This is a genomic window from Thiomicrorhabdus sp. (genome assembly GCF_963662555.1).
Taxonomy (GTDB): Bacteria; Pseudomonadota; Gammaproteobacteria; order Thiomicrospirales; family Thiomicrospiraceae; genus Thiomicrorhabdus.
This window is the reverse complement of record NZ_OY759719.1, coordinates 1,459,956-1,480,075: the sequence shown is the minus strand read 5'-3', so window position 1 is coordinate 1,480,075 and position 20,120 is coordinate 1,459,956. Positions and strand designations below refer to the sequence as shown.

General features: G+C 36.9%; 18 protein-coding genes. 9 read left to right on the top strand and 9 right to left on the bottom strand.

The features are described from left to right. Window positions 1-2: 2 nt before the first annotated feature. Window positions 3-1,451, bottom strand: a complete 1,449-nt coding sequence (locus tag ACORJQ_RS06465) for a DegQ family serine endoprotease (RefSeq protein WP_321322990.1) — start codon at window positions 1,449-1,451, stop codon at window positions 3-5. 166 nt (window positions 1,452-1,617) lie between these two features. Then, a complete protein-coding gene (locus tag ACORJQ_RS06460; RefSeq protein ID WP_321322988.1) occupies window positions 1,618-2,097 on the bottom strand; it encodes a SoxR reducing system RseC family protein in 480 nt (159 codons plus the stop codon). A 406-nt stretch (window positions 2,098-2,503) separates the two neighbouring features. Here ACORJQ_RS06460 and nadB point away from each other — a divergent pair, with 406 nt between their 5' ends. After that, the gene (nadB, locus tag ACORJQ_RS06455; protein ID WP_321322987.1) at window positions 2,504-4,129 is read left to right on the top strand and encodes an L-aspartate oxidase; all 1,626 of its coding nucleotides are present in this window, start codon (window positions 2,504-2,506) and stop codon (window positions 4,127-4,129) included. Between the two features lie 131 nt (window positions 4,130-4,260). On the opposite strand, the gene ACORJQ_RS06450 is transcribed toward nadB, so the two are convergent. Then, window positions 4,261-4,893, bottom strand: coding sequence for a CBS domain-containing protein (locus tag ACORJQ_RS06450; RefSeq protein WP_321322986.1), 633 nt, complete (start codon window positions 4,891-4,893; stop codon window positions 4,261-4,263). Between the two features lie 303 nt (window positions 4,894-5,196). Between ACORJQ_RS06450 and ACORJQ_RS06445 the strand changes: the two genes are divergently transcribed. The 3 genes from ACORJQ_RS06445 (at window position 5,197) to queD (ending at window position 7,496) form a co-directional block, all read left to right on the top strand. Next, a complete protein-coding gene (locus tag ACORJQ_RS06445) occupies window positions 5,197-5,799 on the top strand; it encodes a peroxiredoxin (RefSeq protein ID WP_321322984.1) in 603 nt (200 codons plus the stop codon). Window positions 5,800-5,970: 171 nt separating this feature from the next. Beyond that, window positions 5,971-6,858, top strand: a complete 888-nt coding sequence (locus ACORJQ_RS06440; RefSeq protein WP_321322983.1) for a polyprenyl synthetase family protein — start codon at window positions 5,971-5,973, stop codon at window positions 6,856-6,858. A 260-nt stretch (window positions 6,859-7,118) separates the two neighbouring features. Further along, window positions 7,119-7,496: a 6-carboxytetrahydropterin synthase QueD gene (gene queD, locus ACORJQ_RS06435; RefSeq protein WP_321322981.1), complete on the top strand. Its 378-nt coding sequence runs from the start codon at window positions 7,119-7,121 to the stop codon at window positions 7,494-7,496. An 87-nt stretch (window positions 7,497-7,583) separates the two neighbouring features. On the opposite strand, the gene ACORJQ_RS06430 is transcribed toward queD, so the two are convergent. Further along, window positions 7,584-8,141 (bottom strand): chemotaxis protein CheW, encoded by a 558-nt coding sequence (locus ACORJQ_RS06430; RefSeq protein WP_321322979.1) that lies wholly within the window; start codon window positions 8,139-8,141, stop codon window positions 7,584-7,586. 329 nt (window positions 8,142-8,470) lie between these two features. Between ACORJQ_RS06430 and ACORJQ_RS06425 the strand changes: the two genes are divergently transcribed. Next, entirely contained in the window at window positions 8,471-9,556 is a 1,086-nt protein-coding gene (locus ACORJQ_RS06425) for a CAF17-like 4Fe-4S cluster assembly/insertion protein YgfZ (protein WP_321322977.1), read from the top strand. Window positions 9,557-9,675: 119 nt separating this feature from the next. On the opposite strand, the gene lysS is transcribed toward ACORJQ_RS06425, so the two are convergent. Beyond that, the gene (lysS, locus tag ACORJQ_RS06420) at window positions 9,676-11,187 is read right to left on the bottom strand and encodes a lysine--tRNA ligase (RefSeq protein WP_321322973.1); all 1,512 of its coding nucleotides are present in this window, start codon (window positions 11,185-11,187) and stop codon (window positions 9,676-9,678) included. Window positions 11,188-11,378: 191 nt separating this feature from the next. Continuing rightward, a protein-coding gene (gene prfB / locus ACORJQ_RS06415) for a peptide chain release factor 2 (protein ID WP_321322970.1) occupies window positions 11,379-12,474 on the bottom strand; the annotation gives its coding sequence in 2 pieces (ribosomal slippage) (window positions 11,379-12,401 and window positions 12,403-12,474; 1,095 coding nt in all). 333 nt (window positions 12,475-12,807) lie between these two features. On the opposite strand from prfB, the gene ACORJQ_RS06410 reads away from it, so the two are divergent. Beyond that, the gene (locus ACORJQ_RS06410; RefSeq protein WP_321322968.1) at window positions 12,808-13,548 is read left to right on the top strand and encodes a DUF5610 domain-containing protein; all 741 of its coding nucleotides are present in this window, start codon (window positions 12,808-12,810) and stop codon (window positions 13,546-13,548) included. Window positions 13,549-13,648: 100 nt separating this feature from the next. Here ACORJQ_RS06410 and ACORJQ_RS06405 read toward each other — a convergent pair whose 3' ends face one another. Beyond that, a complete protein-coding gene (locus ACORJQ_RS06405) occupies window positions 13,649-14,296 on the bottom strand; it encodes a response regulator (protein WP_321322966.1) in 648 nt (215 codons plus the stop codon). Between the two features lie 57 nt (window positions 14,297-14,353). Further along, window positions 14,354-16,486, bottom strand: coding sequence for a hybrid sensor histidine kinase/response regulator (locus tag ACORJQ_RS06400; RefSeq protein ID WP_321322964.1), 2,133 nt, complete (start codon window positions 16,484-16,486; stop codon window positions 14,354-14,356). A 177-nt stretch (window positions 16,487-16,663) separates the two neighbouring features. Here ACORJQ_RS06400 and ACORJQ_RS06395 point away from each other — a divergent pair, with 177 nt between their 5' ends. The 3 genes from ACORJQ_RS06395 (at window position 16,664) to ACORJQ_RS06385 (ending at window position 19,545) form a co-directional block, all read left to right on the top strand. Further along, complete coding sequence (locus ACORJQ_RS06395; protein WP_321322962.1) at window positions 16,664-18,067, top strand: class II fumarate hydratase; 1,404 nt, start codon at window positions 16,664-16,666, stop codon at window positions 18,065-18,067. A gap of 66 nt (window positions 18,068-18,133) precedes the next feature. Beyond that, window positions 18,134-18,508: a thioredoxin gene (gene trxA, locus ACORJQ_RS06390; protein WP_321322960.1), complete on the top strand. Its 375-nt coding sequence runs from the start codon at window positions 18,134-18,136 to the stop codon at window positions 18,506-18,508. A gap of 161 nt (window positions 18,509-18,669) precedes the next feature. After that, window positions 18,670-19,545 (top strand): SDR family NAD(P)-dependent oxidoreductase, encoded by an 876-nt coding sequence (locus ACORJQ_RS06385; RefSeq protein ID WP_321322958.1) that lies wholly within the window; start codon window positions 18,670-18,672, stop codon window positions 19,543-19,545. A 135-nt stretch (window positions 19,546-19,680) separates the two neighbouring features. Here ACORJQ_RS06385 and ACORJQ_RS06380 read toward each other — a convergent pair whose 3' ends face one another. Beyond that, on the bottom strand, window positions 19,681-20,013 hold the full coding sequence (locus ACORJQ_RS06380) for a thioredoxin family protein (protein WP_321322956.1): 333 nt from the start codon (window positions 20,011-20,013) through the stop codon (window positions 19,681-19,683). Between the last annotated feature and the right edge of the window lie 107 nt (window positions 20,014-20,120).

Genomic DNA, 20,120 nt, shown 5'->3' with positions numbered 1-20,120 from the left:
AGTTACTTATCTAGTACTAACGGTAAGAACAATGAACGTTTATTACGAACAACTCGTACCGGTAAAGAACGATTTTTTGGCAAGGTTTTCATTAATTTTTTCAAACCTTTTATACTTTTAACTGGTTTAAAATCAATAGTGACAATAATATCACCACTGCGCAAACCTGCTTTTTCTGCCGCTCCACCTAGAACATCAGTAACCATAACTCCAAACGGTAAATTGAGAGCTTTAAGTGATTCACTATCCAACTCTTTAACAAGAGCACCTAAACGGTTATTTTTATCAGGTTGAGCTTTTGAGTTTTGTGTGTACTCTTCAGCTTGATCAAGTGAGTTTAAATGCACTGTAAAATAGATTGTTTTACCTTGGCGTAACACTTTCACTTTTACTGATTTTTTTAGCGATGTCATACCAACTATCGGCGGTAAATCCGCAGATTTTTTAATTGGTTTACCATCAAATTCAAGAATAATATCACCTGGTTGAATACCCGCTTTAGCGGCAGCCGTATCTGGATAAGTTTGCCCTACCAAGGCACCTTCAGGTTTAGACAAGCCAAAAGACTGGGCTAAATCATTAGTGACTTCTTGAATTTGCACACCTAAATAACCACGTGCAACTTTACCGTTGGTCTTTAACTGATTCACCACATTCATAGCAATATCAATTGGAATTGAAAATGACAGCCCCATGGAACCGCCTGTTTTGCTGTAAATTTGTGAATTAATACCAACGACCTCACCATTTAAATTAAACAGCGGCCCACCTGAGTTACCTGGATTAATCGGAACATCAGACTGAATAAAAGGAACATAAGTATCTTCTGGTAAAGCACGTCCTAAAGCACTAATAATTCCGTGTGTAGCTGTAAAATCTAAACCAAATGGTTCACCTATAGCCAATACCCACTGCCCTACTTTTAGGTCACTTGATTTACCAATTTTGGCAAAAGGTAAATTATGTGCATCAATTTTAATTAGAGCCACATCTGTACGAGGGTCTGTACCAATCACTTTAGCTTTTAACTCTTGGCGATTACGCATTCTAACGATAATTTCGTCGGCACCATCTATGACATGGTTATTAGTTAAAATATAGCCATCTTCACTAATAATAAAACCTGAACCTAATGAATGAGTTTCTTGCTTTGGAGCTTTTTTAGGGTCTGAGTTCGGGTTCGGGTTTCCATTTGGATCGTTTCTAAACTGCGGCAAACCAAAGAAATGACGTAACATCTCTTCTGGCATCCCCTTAAATTGTTCTGCCATAGCTTGACGATCAATTTTTTTGGTTGTGCTGATATTAACAACACTTTGATTCGTATCGGCGACTAACTGACTAAAATCAGGCAAGCCGTATTTATTAGGACTAGCGGCAAAACTGGTAACTGGCTGAAACACCATCCAGGCACTGATAATGACACTAAAAAATATGGATGTTTTTTTCATAGTTAAATGACTCCCTATAAGCATCTTTTAAAAGCTGCATCACTTAAATTATTAAAACCTATTATTTAAGACCTATTGTTGTTAAAACTCATTGCTATACATATCAGGCCGCTAAGAAAACCTATAATGAATCTAAATCAATCAAGCAAACCCTACTTTATTAAAATCAAATAACAGCTTGCGAAGGCTCTAAGACTTTACTTAACTCCGGCATAACAGGCTTATAGATTTTACGGGTTATCCACCAACCACAATATAATCCAAACGCACCGCCTAAAATTGCCGCTAAATCTGCTTGACCAGGTAGCTGCAAAACATGCACAGCTAGGCTTGAAAAGGTAATTGAAAAAACAAATAGTCCAATTAATGGTAAACCATAAGCCATAAATGAATGTTGGAGCAATCGTGACTCATCCAATACTAACTCAACAGAGTCTCCAACTTGGCAGGAAAGGCTTTTCTTTACTCTAATCGGTTTTTTACTGGTACCAGAAAACAACTTAGATAAGGCCGAAGTACCGCAGCCAGATGCAGAAGCACACCCCGAACATCCAGTTGTTCTTTGGGTTTCTACTAAAACCTCTTGCCCCTCAATGGCAACCACAACGCCTTGCTCTCGCAATATTCGGCCAGTTTGATTTTCCATTAGTTTATTCTAGTCCTTTTTTAAATGATCTCTTCTATTGGCAAATATTGTACAAATCTAGCACCCGCTTTACTTGAACACTTTATACTTAATTTAAGGAATATTACCTCAAGTTTCAATATTATGTGAAATCCTAATCATAAAAGAGCCTTACAAAAGATGAATGCAGAGATTTTCATTTTTAAAGTAAAGTTCATTGTATGAGCATTAACAACGGTATTTTATAATGTTTGAGTAAAATATCTTTTTTAGATCACTCTACAGCCCAGTATAATAAGTGAAGTAAAAATAAATGTTATGTTTAGTAGATAAAAAATGACTAATAAAAAACGTAACCCTACATTTAAAAATCTAGACTTTTGGCTTAGCTCTTAACTCCTGCATATTACTTACTTAAGGAATAAATTTGTTTTCAGAAAATAGCTCAAATCATGATACTGACATCCTTGTTATTGGAAGCGGTATTGCAGGACTCTCCATTGCTTTAAAACTGGCTGAAGAACACCGCATTACGATTCTAGCCAAAGGCTCACTATCAGAAGGCAGTACCAATTATGCACAAGGTGGTATTGCTGGCGTTTTAGGCCCATTTGATAGCATACAAGCTCATATAGAAGACACTCAAAATGCAGGTGCGGGATTAAGTGACCCTAAAGCGGTAGCGATTGTGGCATCTCATGCCGCCGAATCTATTCAAGAACTGATTGAGCTTGGCGTACCTTTTAGTATTGATCACATTGAAAACAATGATCAAGATAAGTCAAAAAATGAGTTTCCATTTCATCTTACCCAAGAAGGCGGTCACAGCCACAGACGAGTGATTCACGCTGCGGACCATACTGGACAATCGGTATTAAAGACCTTAATTGATAAGGTTAAAAGTCATAAAAATATTAGATTACTACCAGATCACATGACTATTGATTTAATCAAAAATCAAAAACGTAATCGTTGCATTGGGGCTTATGTACTCAACCAAGAAGATAACAGTATTTACACCATCTCATCTCTGTTTACCGTTTTAGCCACTGGAGGTGCCAGCAAAGCCTACTTATATACCAGCAATCCTGATACCTCAACGGGTGACGGAATTGCTATGGCTTGGCGTGCTGGCTGTAATGTTGGTAATATGGAATTTAATCAATTTCATCCAACATGTCTGTTTCATCCTAAAGACCGCTCTTTTTTAATTAGTGAAGCGGTTCGTGGTGAAGGAGGAATTCTTCGTTTGCCAAATGGTGAAGCGTTTATGCATAAATACGATGAAAGAGCCGATTTAGCTCCTAGAGATATTGTGGCTCGAGCTATTGACCAAGAGATGAAAATTCATGGTATTGATTGTGTGTATTTAGACATCACACATCAACCCGCTGAATTCATTCAAAACCATTTCCCAACTATTTACGAACGTTGTAAAAAAGTGGGGATAGATATCACTAAAGAACAAATACCGGTTGTGCCAGCGGCTCACTATACTTGTGGCGGAGTTGTAACTGACTTAGAAGGTAAAACCAATTTAAACGGTTTATATGCCATAGGTGAAACCGCCTACACAGGACTGCATGGAGCCAACCGTTTAGCCAGTAATTCTTTAGCGGAAGGTTTGGTTTTTGCCAAGATGGCACAAAAAAGCATTAGTAAGGAGTTTGCAACTCACGAGTTTACCCGCGAACCGGTAAGACCGTGGGATAGCAGCGGTACAACTGAACCAAAAGAAAAAGTTTTAGTAAGCCATGATTGGGATGAACTTCGCCGAGTTATGTGGGATTATGTCGGCATCGTTAGAACTAATAAACGCTTAAAACGTGCTCGTCAACGTATTAAAAACTTACAAAAAGAAGTCGATGAATATTACCATCAACATACTTTAACGCGTGACTTACTAGAACTAAGAAACTTAGTGCTGGTTGCCGAGCTGATGGTAATCAGTGCTCAACGCCGTAAAGAAAGCCGTGGTTTGCACTATAACTTAGACTACCCGCATATTCATAAAATACCCAAACCAACTATCTTAAAACCCAAAACGAATTAATCAATATTAGCTTCATCAATACCTCACAATAAAATTCAAATTTACCACACCCCGCAAGGGGGGTATAAAGGCCTGGTAAATTTGAAAAAAATGCAATTTGAAAATCCAAATTTAAAATTACACAAGTTAAATTAAGTATAAAGTTCGATGGGAGGTTCTTGGGCTAAACGACTGATTAAATCACTCTCAGTAACAATACCTAAGATCTTTTGATATTCATTCATAATTACCAATACATCAATTTGATACTCAGTTAACGCTAAAGCAATATGCCTAATATCTGTTTCATGAGAAGTAGTAATTACCTCTGGCTTCATGACATCACTTACCTTTTCAGGTTTAACGCCTTCCAACTCACCAGACGAACTCACAATCATTCTTGTTAATAAATTAGCTTGTGAACACATAGCAACCAATTCACCATTATTTAAAACTGGCAAATGTTTAATCTTGTGTTTTTGCATTAAAAGCCAAGCTTCTTCTAACGAGCTATTACTTTCTACCGTAATCACTGGGGAACTCATTATTTCAGCAACTTTAACGATAATTTTTCGCTGTGAGCTTTGTTGATTTACCTTATAGGCATTTAAAGCACTATTTTCTTTTTTACTACTATCTTGACGATTTTTAATATCAACTTTTAAGCCTTCAAGCTCTGTCTCTTCAATTCTATTTATACGTTTAGCAGGATCAACTTTTAGTGCAGGTAAGTTTTGCAATGCACCAATAAAGCTCTGCCCTTCAGGGCTGTAAACAATAAACATAAAATATACCTAATCAAAAATTGAAACGTAACAAAGTATTACAACTTAAAAATAAATCATTACACAAATTCCTAAAAAAAGAATGAGTCATTTTTTATCTTATCAATAACTTTATCGGCCAGCTAATCTCAAAGCTTTAATGCAATGAATTCTCTTTGTTTGAAGACAAACTTGAATCAAACCTTTTTACAGGCCTGGTAAAAAACAAAATTGTTGGTTATTCACTAGAATAAGCCACCGTAATTGACTATACTATTTCAGTTAATTTAATCAGAATCATTTACTTAAATAAGGATGAAAACTATGTCAGTTCTTGTAACAAAACAGGCTCCAGATTTTACTTCAGCAGCAGTCTTAGCAGACGGTTCTATTGTTGATGACTTTAACCTAAAAAGCCACATTGCTGGTAAATACGCAGTTGTGTTTTTCTATCCGCTAGATTTTACTTTTGTTTGTCCTTCTGAAATCTTAGCATTTGATCACCGTGTTGAAAGATTTAAAGAACTAGGTACTGAAGTAGTTGGTATTTCTGTTGATTCTCAGTTCACTCATAACGCTTGGCGTAATACTCCAGTAAACCAAGGTGGTCTTGGTCCAGTTAAGTTCCCTCTAGTTGCTGACTTAGGTGGTTCTATTATGGAAGCATACGGCATTGTTCACCCAGGTAACGTAGCACTTCGTGGTGCATTCTTAATTGACACTGACGGTGTTGTTCGTCACCAAGTAGTTAACGATCTTCCTCTAGGTCGTAACGTTGATGAAATGGTTCGTATGGTTGAAGCACTTCAGTTCCATGAAGAAGTTGGTGAAGTTTGTCCTGCTGGTTGGAACAAAGGTGATGCTGGAATGAAAGATACTCCAGACGGTGTTGCTGAGTACCTAAGTGAGCATTCTGACGAACTATAATTCGTTGAGATAAATGTTAGCAACGGCCTTAATGAGTTTATTTAAACTCAATTAACCGTTAAAATAGCTACAATATTTATCGCACTCAAAGTGTGATTGTTTTCTTTAAAGACTTCAATCACACTCTAAAAAGAGGCCGTCAATAGACGGCTTTTTTTATGGAGAAAACTTTTGCAAACTCAACTTACTTTTTTTCAAGACCGAGTAAATCAAGCTCTAATAAAAAACCTGTCTTATTTTTGTAAACCTCAAATTAACTCTAACCAAAGCTTATTTGAAGCCATTCAATACGCAACGCTAAATCAAGGTAAACGTTTACGCCCTGCTTTAAGTTATGCTGTTGCTGACGCCCTTGGTATTCCATTGAATCAAATCGATAGTGCCGCCTGTGCCATTGAACTGATACATAGTTACTCATTAGTTCATGACGATTTACCCGCAATGGATAATGATGATTTACGTCGTGGACAACCAACTTGCCATATTAAATATGATGAAGCTACTGCCATTTTAGTGGGCGATGCGCAGCAAACCTTAGCATTTCAAATATTAAGTGAAGACTCACTGTTACAAGCCAAACATGCCTTAGAAATGATCTCTTTATTAAGTAAAGCCAGCGGCCCGCTTGGAATGATTGGTGGCCAAGTGTTAGATATAGAATCGGAAGGTAAGTCAATCTCAACCGAGCAACTTAAAAATCTGCATGGTTTAAAAACCGGAGCACTGATTCAATGTGCTTTATTGCTTGGTGCGGTGCAATCAGAGCAATACCAACAAATCAAACCAGGCCTGCAAAAATTGGGAGAATTAATTGGTTTGGCTTTTCAAGTTCAGGATGATATTTTAGATATCGAGGGTAACACTGAAACTCTTGGCAAACCGCAAGGCAGTGATTTACAACTTGATAAATCAACTTACCCAAAACTACTGGGGCTTGAACAGGCTAAAGCATACCGAGATTCACTCATCTCTGAAGCCAAAAACATCGTAAAAGAACTAAACTTTAACAGTCCTTTTTTAACTCAATTAATAGACTATATTGCCCAGAGAAAACATTAAGGTTAAATTTTATATTTACTCTTTACGGTTAGACTTTGGACAACTTTATATTTAAAACAAAAATCTTAGCTTTTCAAAAAGTTAGCTTTTATTAGTAAATAGTTTTGGTTATAATCTGTCCCCCTTCTGAGCTAGCGAAAAATAAATAGCTACTTGAGATACAATATACTTAAGCATCTCTTAGCGTAAACATTATTTAGATAACATTATTTAAATAACGCCAAATTCAGAATTCAACCAAATAGAAAAAGTGATTTACTATGGCACAAACGTTTGTATTAAAAACTCTACTTGATTTCGCCTCTGCTCATAGCCTAAGAGGTTATCCAGGCGACTGTGCAAAACTGCATGGCCATAACTGGAAAATTGAAGTACAAGTGTCAGGCACTCAGTTGAATGAAATTGGTATGGTCATTGATTTTAAAGAAATTAAACGCCATGCTAAAGAAGTGGTTAAAGAGTTAGATCACACGTTTTTAAATGATCACCCTCACTTCAAAACGGTAAACCCTACTGCAGAAAATATAGCCGTTTACATCTATAAAGAGATAGAAAATCGCATTCAAAGCCCAGAGGTTAAAATGCACAGCCTCACTGTTTGGGAAAACGATCGTAATTGCGTCACTTATTCAGAGTAAATTAATCAAAGTAACTTACATAAAAAAGCCGATTCTAATTTGAATCGGCTTTTTTCGTTATACGATGTGTCAATATTAACAAAACAATCAGCCATTTCCTGTTGGCATACTGTCCGCCTTCATTACAACATCTTTAATGATATTTTCAGAAGCTAACTTGTCTACATCTACCACAATCACCATGCGCCCCTTTTCAGATACAGCTATTTCATTTGCTGTTCCCATTCGAGCCGCACTACTCTGACCTTGACTATCTTTAATCGTTGTTAAACCCAAAATATATTGGCTATCAATTGAATCAGAAATATCTGGTGGTGCTTGCAAGTTACTAACATCAAATTGATGAACATCTGATACTGCATCAACCACTAAACCAACAATTCTTTCACCTTGAGAAGTCAGGATATGAACAACAATCACCACTGTTGTTCCATCATAATTCGCGTTAAGATGAAACTTCTCACGCAAATCAATAATGGGTACCACCGTCCCACGAAGATCGACCACCCCTTTAATATAGCTAGGTACATTCGGCAGTGGGTTAGGTCTCTCCCAACCACGAATTTCTTGAACGCGAAGAATTTCAACGGCAAATTCCTCTTTACCAATGATAAAAGTTAAAAATTCTTGCTTAGTACTCGACACAAACGGCCTCCGTTTTGCAAAATCAGCTGGTTAATACCAGAAAAAAATATTCTCATAGTGTTTAACATCCATCACACATCATAAAACACGCTACTGCCTTTTACTTAAAAGTCAGTTCTTCACCCCAAATTACACCTCATTGCCAAGGTTTTATTTATGTTAAAACTCATACAAACTGGCAATAAACGACTAATTTGGCATGCATCATATTAGGATTTTAGCCACTAATCAGTTAACGTTAATTTTACACGCAAGAAATACGCCAAGATATTTTGTTATTTTAATTGAGTAAGGTATCATCTGCTTAAAAATAAATTTAAGGATAAAAAATGGCAGCACAAAGCACTTTAAGCCCAATTTGGTCAGATTTTTTAACCAGCCAGAATGCTCAATTTGACGACACTGGCAAAATTTGCAGTTTTGGTCAGCCAGAACTAGAACGTTATTTAGTCAAAAATGGTCCTATTGTCACTAGCCTCACTGAGCAAGCTTTAATTAAGGTTGCTGGTAGTGAAGCCTTTACTTTCTTACAGGCTCAATTAACCAGTGATCTTGCTGAAGTCAGTGACAATAAAGCTCAGTTTTCTGCCTACTGTGACCCTCAAGGTCAAGTATTAGCTAACTTTTTAGTTTTTAAATATCAAGGTGATTATTATCTTAATTTTGATGGTTCTTTAAGAGAAGCTATTTTAAAACGTTTAACCATGTTTGTTTTGCGTTCTGATGTTCAATTAACCGAAGTCTCAGATGAATTGATTCAAATCGGTTTTGCTGGCGAATTTGCAGATTTAGATATTCAACGCCGTTTAAGCACCAAAGTAAAAGAAGTTTTTGAATCAGGTTTAGCCGAGCTTGAAGGTATTGAAGATGTATTAGTGATTAAAGTACCAGGCCCTTATCACAGATACGCTCTATTTGGTCCTGCAGAACAAATGATCCAAGCTTGGAAAAGAATTCGTGACAATAGTGATGTAACCAATAACTATGACTGGAGACTACTCAATATTGCCGCAGGTGTACCAGAAGTCACAGTAGCAACCAGTGCTCAATTTATTGCTCAATTCTTTAACCTAGATAAGTTTGATGCAATCAACTTCAAGAAAGGTTGTTTTCCTGGGCAAGAAATTATTGCTCGTATTCATTACCGCGGTAAAGTCACCAAGCGCATGTTACGTCTTCATTTAGATGAGGATCTGACCTTAAACGCAGGCGATACCTTAACCTTAAAAGATAATGCGGATAAGTCTTATAAATTGACGGTAGTGAGTTCTAATCCAGATGTTTTAAATGGCACACTTTGTCTTGCCATTGCCACCTTAAAATCACTTGAATCGGCAGAAGGCGATCTAATGACTGAATCTGGCAAAGAAGCGATTATTGAACCGTTACCTTATTCCATTACTGAAGATGAGTAATAAATAAAGTTCTGCTTAGACTTTAATAATCTACTGGATATAAAAAACCCCATATACCTACTTGGTATATGGGGTTTTTATTTAACTAAAATAAACTTAAAGTGGAGTTTAAAATTTAATTAGTGTTGACGCATATGAGGGAACAATAGAACATCACGAATAGAAGCCGAATCGGTAAACAACATAACTAAACGGTCAATACCAATACCCTCACCCGCTGTTGGCGGCATACCATGCTCTAAAGCGGTAATATAATCTTCATCATAATGCATCGCTTCATCATCACCGGCATCTTTAGCTTCTACTTGAGCTTTAAAACGCTCAGCTTGATCTTCTGCATCATTTAACTCATTAAAGCCATTAGCTAATTCACGACCACCAATAAACAATTCAAAACGGTCTGTGATAAATGGATTTTCATCATTACGACGAGCTAAAGGTGAAACTTCAGCTGGGTATTCAGTAATGAAAGTTGGATCCATTAACTTCTCTTCAACGGTTTCTTCAAAGATTTCAGTAATAATCTTACCTAAACCATAACCTTCTTTAACATGAATTTTAAGTGATTCTGCTAAAGCGGTTGCCGCTTCGATGGTATCTAGCTGTTCTGCAGTCACACCGTCATTGTATTGAAGAATAGCGTCTTTCATACTTAAACGTGCAAATGGTTTACCAAAATCAAATTCTTGACCTTGATAAGGTACTTTAGTAGATCCAACCGCTAATTCAGCAAGCTCTTTTAATAACTCTTCAGTGTAATCCATAAGTTGGTGATAATCCGTATAAGCGGCATAAAACTCAACCATGGTAAATTCTGGGTTATGACGAGTTGATAAACCTTCATTACGGAAAGAACGGTTAATTTCAAACACTCGCTCAAAACCACCCACAACCAAACGTTTTAGGTAAAGCTCTGGAGCAATACGCAAATATAAAGGCATATCTAAAGCGTTATGATGCGTGTTAAACGGCTTAGCTGTAGCCCCACCAGGAATAACATGCATCATTGGCGTTTCAACTTCCATAAATTCTTTACGGATTAAGAAGTTACGCACATGCTGAACAATTTTAGAACGTAACATAAAGGTGTCACGGCTCTCTTGGTTTACAATTAAATCAACATAACGCTGACGATAACGCATCTCTTGATCTTGTAAACCGTGGAACTTATCAGGCAGAGGACGAATTGATTTAGTCACTAATTCAATGTGTTCAACATGAATAGAAAGTTCACCCGTATTCGTTTTAAACAGATAACCTTCAGCACCAACGATATCGCCTAAATCCCATTTTTTAAACTGGGTGTTGTAAAAACCTTCTGGCAATTCATCTCGTGTGACATAAACTTGAATACGCCCTGTTGGATCTTGTAAAGTGGCAAAACTCGCTTTACCCATAATACGACGCAACATCATACGACCAGCAATCTTAACTCTTACTGGTTCAGCTTCAGCCAACTCTTCTTTGCTCATTTCGTCAAATTTAGCGTGTAACTCAGCAGCATCATTAGTACGGCGAAATGTATTTGGATAAGAATGCCCTTCTTCTCTAAGAGCATTTAGTTTGGCTCGACGCTCAGCAATAATTTTATTTTCATCGACTTCTGGTGCGTTGTTTTGTGTTTCCGACATCAACTTTCTCTCTTAAAACTTAACGCTTTAAAACAACCAGGCCTGGTAATTTGTGAATTAACCAGGCCTGGTAAATTTAAAACAAAATATAATTTGAAATATAAGGTCATTTTAAGCGTTTAGCTCATTAAACTCTAGCAAAATCGCTTTTAATTCCAATATTTAGAACAATACAATTGAACTGTAAAAATTTATACGCCAGACTTTAAACTAGCCACTATGAATTGATCAAGATCACCATCCAAAACACCTTGTGTATTGCCTGACTCAACGCCAGTTCTTAAATCTTTAATACGACCAGAATCTAAGACATAAGAGCGAATTTGACTCCCCCAGCCAATATCTGATTTAGTGTCTTCTAGCTCTTGTTTTTCAGCACTTCGGCTTAACATCTCTAACTCATACAGTTTTGCACGAAGCTGCTTCATAGCTTCAGCTTTGTTTTGATGTTGAGAACGACCGTTTTGACACTGGGTAACCGTATTGGTTGGTAAGTGGGTAATACGCACCGCCGATTCAGTTTTGTTAACGTGCTGACCACCTGCTCCACTGGCACGATAAACATCTATACGTAAGTCTGCAGGGTTAATATCAATCTCAAAACTGTCATCAATTTCAGGTGAAATAAATACCGAAGCAAACGAGGTATGGCGTTTGGCATTTGAATCAAACGGTGACTTACGAACTAAACGATGCACCCCCAATTCAGTTCTTAACCAGCCATAAGCGTAATCACCTTGAATATGAACAGTAGCTCCTTTAATTCCCGCTACATCACCGGCAGAGATCTCTGTAATTTCTGCTTTAAAGCCGTGACGATCAGACCAACGCAAATACATTCTAAGGATCATATTTGCCCAATCTTGAGCTTCTGTACCACCAGAACCCGACTGTATTTCTAAATAGGCATTATTAGGATCTAGTTCACCAGAGAACATGCGTTGAAATTCAAGCTTATCTAAACGCTCTCCTAAACGGTCTAGTTCAGCAATGACTTCATCAACCATCTCTTGATCTGAATCCATCTCAGCCATTTCTAGTAACTCTTTAGCAGATTCCGTTCCTAATGTTAAATCATCAATGGTTGAAACAATATTTTCTAGTTGAGACTTCTCTTTACCCAATGCTTGGGCTTCTTGAGGTTTATTCCAGATATTAGGGTCTTCTAACTCTTTAGAGACTTCTTCTAAACGTTCGGCCTTAACATCATAGTCAAAGATACCCCCTAAGAATTTCGCTACGTTCTTGGTAGTCTTGAATTCGATTGTAAACAGGATTTAATTCCATGCTAATTTGTCCATACTTTTTACTTTTTGAATAAGCCGCAAATAATACCAGGATTCATTGAATCCTGTTGTAATTCTCTGCAATCTCAGCAATATAAAACGCTTACTTTATTCATTTTAAACATTATTTTTAAATATCTACTCAAGATAACGTCGATTTAGCCGTTACATAAATTACAAACTCTATTTAAAAAATGAGCCTCTGTAAGTTTTGCCCTAAAATAATAGTTAAGTATCATAATAGTTAAGCATTTAAAAATGCTGGGGTTAACTTTGATAGAAACATTTGGCTCACATTTACTTTTGATTTCTTGACCAGAAAAAGGCTTCCATTATGGCTATCGACACAAAAAACTTAGGCTCTATCCAAGCTTATCAAAAACATGCATCGCTGCCCAATGCGGATATAGCTTCCACCAAAGCAAACCAACATAGTCGTGTTGCTCAATCGGCAGAACAACCAACCCTAGATGCAACTAAAATGACAATTCGTAATGAAAGACAAGCCAGTTTAGTTGCCCATCTTTTTGGTGATGGTCAGTCGGCACAATCTAGCTCTTTAAAACTGACCTATCAGGCTGCCATTGCAAAACTCAACGAGTTGCTAACCCCACAAGATAAGCCACAGGATTCAGTATCTGAAACTCAAAATGGTAGTGTTCCAAAACCGATTAGTGAGCAAGCTTTAAAACAACAAGGCGGCATGGATTACTGGACACCAGAGAACACGGCTAAAAGGATTGTTGATGGTGCAACTGCTTTTTTGGGTGGTTTTCAAAAAGCACATCCAGATCTCCAGGGTGAAGCTTTAATGAATAAATTTATGGAAGTTGTAGGTGGTGGTTTAACCCAAGGATTTGATGAAGCCAAAGGTATTCTTGGAGATTTAAATGTATTGCAAGGTGATATTGCAACCAACATAGAATCTACCTATAAACTAGTGCAAGATGGAATGGTAAACTTTAAAAATCAATATTTAGGTATTACTCCAACTGAAGAACCGAATACTGAAAACACTTCAGAGTCGATGTCCACAGAAACGGATAATGATAATAAAGAGACTACAACAAACTAGTCAATAAATAATGACAGACAGAAATTACAGATATAAAAAAAGGCGTTTTAAACGCCTTTTTTGTTATCTAGAAAATGAATACTATCTATATGATGGTAGATTATTCAATCTCTTCTAAACCTACTTTGGTTAAACCAGACTCGTTGGCATAGTTAGTTAACTCAGCCGTTGAAGTCATACCCATTTTGGTCATTAAATTTTCGCGGTGTTTAGAAACTGTTCTATCACTAATTTCTAATTTTTCAGCGATATCTTTAGTTTTAAACCCTTCTGCAACCAGTTTTACAACTTGTTTTTCACGTACTGATAAACGTTTATTAACAAGACCACCTTCTGCTTCTAGGATTGGTTGGATTTCAGAATGAATAAATGTTTCACCATTCATTACCTGACGAATTCCAGAAACCAATTCTTTTGGAGAGATTGACTTCATCGCCAACCCTTGGATTCCCATTTCCAACACTTCACGCCATACATTGGTTGTTTCAGCCGCAGTAAGGACAATAATTTTAGTATCAGAATATCTTTTTTGAATGTGGGTAATCGCGTTTACACCACTTAATTTAGGCATTGATAAATCAAGCAAAACAACATTAGGCGTTTTAGCTCGAATCAATTCTAAACATTCTAAACCATCTTCAGCTTCTGCAACCACTTCAAAGTCAGCTTCACCTTCAATGATAGATTTGAAGCCAGCTCGTACTAGTGCATGGTCTTCAGCTAATAAAACACTAATTTTTTCAGACATAGTCGTCTCTACCTAACCTGTTAATTTTACTTAGAATATAAGGATATTTATTTCTTGTTAACTGTTATTATGACTAATCGAGCCAGACTTCTCAAGACTTTTAACAATTAATACTATCTTAAGTAAGGCCTTTTCTGTTTTTTTCAAGCGTTGTTGTTTATTTATTATATTTTGCTTTGCGTCTTGCTGTATGGTTTCAATCAGTTTGAATAATTTAACTAGGCCTGATAATTGAAATAACATGCAATTACCTTTCAAATAATGCGCTAGCTTTTTAATCTCTTCTACTTCATTTTGTAGATTGTCCTGTTCAATTTTCTCTAAACCTGAATTCATCTCTTTTATAAAGGCTTCAAATAAATGATGAAATTGTTCAGGGATATCGCTCAAACTATGTAAAAAATCTTCTTCAACATCTACTGATTCACTAAACTCATTTTTTGCCAACGGGCTTTGAATCACTTCACCCAACGGATCTGGTGATTCAATTGCTTGAGGCTGACGGTAATTTTTGTCAAGTAAGGTAATAATCTGATTTTTACCAACAGGCTTCACCAACCATTGATCAAAACCAATACCCTCATGATGCTCGTTTTCGTCCATAAATCCTGATGAATCACCACCAGCGGTTATGGCAAACACACCTTTTAAATTTGGTAATTTGCCCTCGTCATAAAGGGATTGAATATTTTTACTTACCTGCAAGCCATCCATAAAAGGCATTTGAATATCCAATAACACATAATCAAATTCAGATTTTTGAAATAAATCCCACGCTTCTCGCCCATCTTTGGCCTCAACCACATCACAATTTAGTTCAGCCAAGTAACCAGCCAAAACCATACGGTTAATTTTAGAGTCATCAGCAATCAACACTTTATAATTCTCGCCATTAGCGATTTTATCTTCTTCTGGTAGCGGTTCTTCTTTCTTTGTAGCAGGTTTGGGGTTAATTTTTATTTTGGTTAAATTGGTTACATCCTTATTAGTGTGCGGTGATTTTAACAATGATTTTTGCTTGTCTTTATGAATACACGGCAATTGCAAACTAAATTCAAAAGTGGTTCCCACACCCACATTGGAAGTTACCTGAATAGTCCCTTGCATAAGCTCAACTAACTGCTTAACCACAAACAATCCAAGCCCTGCTCCTAAATAGGTGTTATTTCTAGTGTATGGCCCCTCAGCTTCTAGTTGAGCAAAGGGTTCAAAAATTCTATTGAGCCTACTTTCTGGAATACCCTCACCAGAATCGGTAATTTTAAAAACAAACAACCCTTCTTGAGTCTCATTTACTTCAATATTAACTCCGCCATACTGAGTAAATTTAATACCATTTACAATAAGGTTAATAAGTATTTGGGTTAAACGAACACCATCCACCATGACATAATCATGCTTACCCAGATATACAAGAGAAATAACCAAATTTTTATCAGAACCAATCGATTTGGTTAGCTGTTTTACACTCTCAAGCAGTTCAGATAACGAAACTTCTGAAGGATGTAAGGTAATACCGTCATATTCGGTTTGTGAGTAGGTCAAAATATCATTCACAAGATAGGTCGATTGCTCAGCCGTCATATGAATGGTTTTCAGCATATTTAATACTTCTGGAGAGGCATCTACTTCATTTCTTAAACGTTTCACTAGGCTACTAATACCTAACAGAGGTGATCGCAATTCATGACTGAGCATCGCTAAAAACCGAGATTGCTTATCATAAGAGTCATGTACAAAACGGTTTTTATCATTAATATACTGTTCTCTTTCCACCACCTGCTGTAAAGACAAACGCCCTTGAGCATCAACCATCTCTCGCTCTAAAGCAGCCAATTCTGAGACATCAATACACTGACACCAAACAACTTTATCGCCATTAATTTCTAAAACCCGTAATTGGTGTTGAAAAGTTTTTTTGCCTTTAAGCGTTTCATAACTGGCAACAAAACGCATATCAAAATCTTTATTGGTTGATTTTTTTGAAGCCAATGCCTCTGCTATTTTAAGTCTAAGTAATTGGGTTGCGTATTCACCCATAATATCTTCCACCACTGCCACTGGTCGGCCTAGATATTGTTGTAATCCATAAGAAATATGCAAAACTTCTTTATCACCTTCTTTGGCGTAAGACCACCATAAATTCTGGTGAAACATTTCATTGGCTAATATGGGTTGTGGAATAGTCATCTCTTTTCACTTAATAGCTGGTCTGTATTTTTAATTCAAAAATGCTAGAATAATTGGCATTAAATTGACTGCGTTTATTTAACCACGAATAAACACTTTCATCACTCCCAACCCGTAAATTTTGTTTACTAAAACTCTGCGGTTACTAAACATTAGGCCTAACAAGAATCCTTAACTATGTCACTACCAATCTCCACAACCGAAACTCGTATTGAAAAAGACAGCATGGGCAGTTTAAACGTGCCAAAAAATGCTCTTTATGGTGCACAAACTCAACGTGCTATTAATAACTTCCCGATTAGCGGAATCCCAATGCCAAAGAGCTTTATTCAAGCATTGTGCTATGTCAAATTTGCCTGTTCTGACAGCAACCAGGAGCTTGGTTTATTAAGTGAAGAAAAAGCCGATGCTATTCAAACTGCAGCTAAAGAAGTTATTCAGGGTGATTATTACGATCATTTTCCAATTGATATTTTTCAAACGGGTTCTGGTACAAGTACCAATATGAATGCCAATGAAGTTCTTTCAACCATAGCCAAACAACTTACAGGTATTGATGTTCATCCAAATGACGATATCAATATGAGCCAAAGTTCTAATGATGTGATGCCAACCGCCATTCATGTAGCTGCGGCAATTGCTTTAGAAGAGACTTTAATGCCTGCTCTTCTTCATTTAGTTGAAGTCATTGATGACCGTGAGAATGAGTTAAAAGATGTCGTGAAAACCGGTCGCACTCATTTAATGGATGCTATGCCAGTTAAAATCAGCCAAGAACTAGGTGCATGGAAAGCCCAAATTAATGACAATATTGCTCGTTTAAAAGATACTCAAAAACGTATTCAAATGTTGCCTCAAGGTGGTACAGCTGTTGGTACTGGCGTAAATGCTGATCCAGAATTTGGACGTTTAGTTTCTGCAAACTTAGCCACAATTACTGCCATTCATTTTGAGCCAATGGAAAATCTATTTATTGGCTTAAGCTCGCAAGATACGGCACTTGAATTAAGTGGTCAATTAAATGTCCTTGCCGCAAGTCTAATGAAAATCGCCAATGATTTACGTTGGATGAACTCAGGCCCTTTAGCTGGCCTGGGAGAAATTCAACTACCGGCATTACAGCCAGGTAGCTCAATCATGCCAGGTAAAGTAAATCCGGTAATTCCAGAAGCTGTGGCAATGGTTGCTGCACAGATCATGGGTAACCATACTGCAATCACCGTTGGTGCTCAGTCAGGTAATTTTCAGTTAAATGTTATGTTACCAATGATTGCTTATAACCTATTACAAAGCATAGAAATTGCAGCATCAAGCTCTATTCAGCTTGCTGACATGGCAATTAAAGGCTTTACCGTGAATACGGCAAATATTCAAAAAGCACTTGATGTTAACCCAATTTTAGTTACCGCATTAAATACGGTAGTAGGTTATGAAAAAGGTGCGGCTATTGCTAAAGAGGCTTATGCCTCTGGTCGCCCTGTGTTAGAAGTAGCTTTAGACATGACCGATTTAGACGAAGCCACATTAAAACAGTACCTTAACCCTGCTCTATTAACCGAAGGTGGTAACCCATCAATTTAATCCCCCTTTTAGGCCTTTGTTCTTGATACAAAGGCTTAGTCTCATTTTCACTAAAAAGGAAAAACCATGGCCGTAATTAATTTAAAAACCGAACAATTTGAAGAAACCATTGCCAATAATGACATCGTTATTTTCGATTTCTGGGCAGAATGGTGTGGTCCTTGTAAACAATTTGGTCCAGTATTTGAAGAGATCTCTGATAAGTATCCAGACATCGCTTTTTGTAAAGTCAATGTGGAAGAAGAAGAGCAATTAGCTGGCATGTTCCAAGTTCGTTCAATTCCTACTTTAGTCTTTATGCGTGAAAAAATTGTTGTTTTCTCAAACCCTGGTGCAATTCCAGGAAGTGCCTTAGAAGAAGGGATTGGTCAACTTTTAGAACTAGACATGGAAAAAGTCCATGCTGACCTAGCAGAACAACAAGCTAAACAAGAAGGTTAATTCTTAACTTTTCGCCTTTTAGGGTGCATTTTCTATATCTGCACCCTACTGATACAACTTATATATCACCTCCCAAAAACCAACCATAAATAAGCACTTCAAATTCATAAATCTCCTATAATCATGTAAACGTTTTAACGCTACAAGCATACGGAATTTACATGTCACAAAACACATTAATTACCCAACTTTTACCACCTAGCACCATTGTTATTACTGGCTGTTCAACAGGCATTGGTTACCATACTGCTCATGCTTTAAAAGATTTAGGTTATAACGTTATTGCCACTTGTAGAAAACAAGAGGACGTAAGCCGTTTAAATAAAGAAGGCATTACCTGCTTTCAATTAGATTTAGCTTGTAGTGTATGTATTGATTTTTCGATACAACAAATCTTAACGGAAACCGATGGAAAAATTGATGCCCTATTTAATAATGGAGCTTTTGGTTTACCTGGTGCGGTAGAAGATTTAACCCGTGAAGCGATGGAATATCAGTTTAGAACCAATGTCTTTGGTACCCAAGAGTTAACCAATAAAGTGGTTAAAATCATGCGTAAACAAGGCCACGGAAAAATTATCTATAACAGCTCTATTTTAGGTTTCGCCGCAATGCAGTATCGTGGAGCTTATAACGCCAGTAAGTTTGCCATTGAAGGTTTTGCAGATACTTTAAGAATTGAGGTAAAGCAAGATAATATTCAAGTTAGCCTAATTGAACCAGGCCCAATACTTTCAGACTTTAGAAAAAATGCATTTGAGCAATTTAAACGATGGATTAAGGTTGAAGAAAGTGCACATAAAGCAAAATACCAAGCAATGGTAGCCCGCTTAGAAACAGTTGGACCAAGCGCCCCATTTACCTTAGGACCAGAAGCCGTAAGCAAATGTGTAGTACACGCATTACGGCATAAACGGGCTAAAATTCGCTATAGAGTAACTGTACCAACCATTGTTTTTGCCTATCTAAAACGCTTTTTACCAACCCGATGGTTGGATATTTTATTGATTAAAGCAGGTGGAGACGGAAAGCGTTAGTTTTACTGATTTTATTTATTGAACCACGAAGTGATTAGGCTTTCAAAAGTAGGTCAGTTCAAGGCAAAGGAACGTGAAGTTTACTATAAGTAAATGAACGTTTCTTTAACGCAGAAATGGCCTGCTTTAGGAAGCCTAATCAGAGAAGACCATTGAGTATGGTCTTGCTATATCTTGTATTACTTTCTGCAAACTAAAACTTCTGACTTCTTCTATAAATCGCTGACCAGTAAAAAATACCTGTAATGTTGGCAAAGTAAACACGCCATTTTGTGAACAAATTTCAGTTACCACATGGCAATCGACATACACCAATTTTACTTTTGGGTAATTCTCGGCCATTAGTTCAATTAACTTAGGTTTGATTGAATGGCAGACATTGCACTCTTTACCGCCAAATAAAATGAGTAACGCATCTTCAGATTGTTTTAAAACATCCAACTCTTCTAAAGTTTCAATATTTTGCATAATGACTAAGCTCTATTCTAATTACTAGAAAATGTCTTTTTGAATTTACCAGGCCTGGTATGCCCTGTGGCCATTAATACAATGCGAGCATAGGGTAAATTCTATTT

What these genes read in the sequence shown, in the direction of transcription:
- ACORJQ_RS06400 (WP_321322964.1), bottom strand. Translation starts at nt 16,486, where the DNA reads ATGACTATTCCACAACCCATATTAGCCAATGAAATGTTTCACCAGAAT.
- ACORJQ_RS06385 (WP_321322958.1), top strand. Translation starts at nt 18,670, where the DNA reads ATGTCACAAAACACATTAATTACCCAACTTTTACCACCTAGCACCATT.
- trxA (WP_321322960.1), top strand. Translation starts at nt 18,134, where the DNA reads ATGGCCGTAATTAATTTAAAAACCGAACAATTTGAAGAAACCATTGCC.
- ACORJQ_RS06460 (WP_321322988.1), bottom strand. Translation starts at nt 2,097, where the DNA reads ATGGAAAATCAAACTGGCCGAATATTGCGAGAGCAAGGCGTTGTGGTT.
- ACORJQ_RS06380 (WP_321322956.1), bottom strand. Translation starts at nt 20,013, where the DNA reads ATGCAAAATATTGAAACTTTAGAAGAGTTGGATGTTTTAAAACAATCT.
- ACORJQ_RS06405 (WP_321322966.1), bottom strand. Translation starts at nt 14,296, where the DNA reads ATGTCTGAAAAAATTAGTGTTTTATTAGCTGAAGACCATGCACTAGTA.
- ACORJQ_RS06425 (WP_321322977.1), top strand. Translation starts at nt 8,471, where the DNA reads ATGGCAGCACAAAGCACTTTAAGCCCAATTTGGTCAGATTTTTTAACC.
- queD (WP_321322981.1), top strand. Translation starts at nt 7,119, where the DNA reads ATGGCACAAACGTTTGTATTAAAAACTCTACTTGATTTCGCCTCTGCT.
- lysS (WP_321322973.1), bottom strand. Translation starts at nt 11,187, where the DNA reads ATGTCGGAAACACAAAACAACGCACCAGAAGTCGATGAAAATAAAATT.
- ACORJQ_RS06465 (WP_321322990.1), bottom strand. Translation starts at nt 1,451, where the DNA reads ATGAAAAAAACATCCATATTTTTTAGTGTCATTATCAGTGCCTGGATG.
- ACORJQ_RS06450 (WP_321322986.1), bottom strand. Translation starts at nt 4,893, where the DNA reads ATGTTTATTGTTTACAGCCCTGAAGGGCAGAGCTTTATTGGTGCATTG.
- ACORJQ_RS06395 (WP_321322962.1), top strand. Translation starts at nt 16,664, where the DNA reads ATGTCACTACCAATCTCCACAACCGAAACTCGTATTGAAAAAGACAGC.
- ACORJQ_RS06410 (WP_321322968.1), top strand. Translation starts at nt 12,808, where the DNA reads ATGGCTATCGACACAAAAAACTTAGGCTCTATCCAAGCTTATCAAAAA.
- ACORJQ_RS06445 (WP_321322984.1), top strand. Translation starts at nt 5,197, where the DNA reads ATGTCAGTTCTTGTAACAAAACAGGCTCCAGATTTTACTTCAGCAGCA.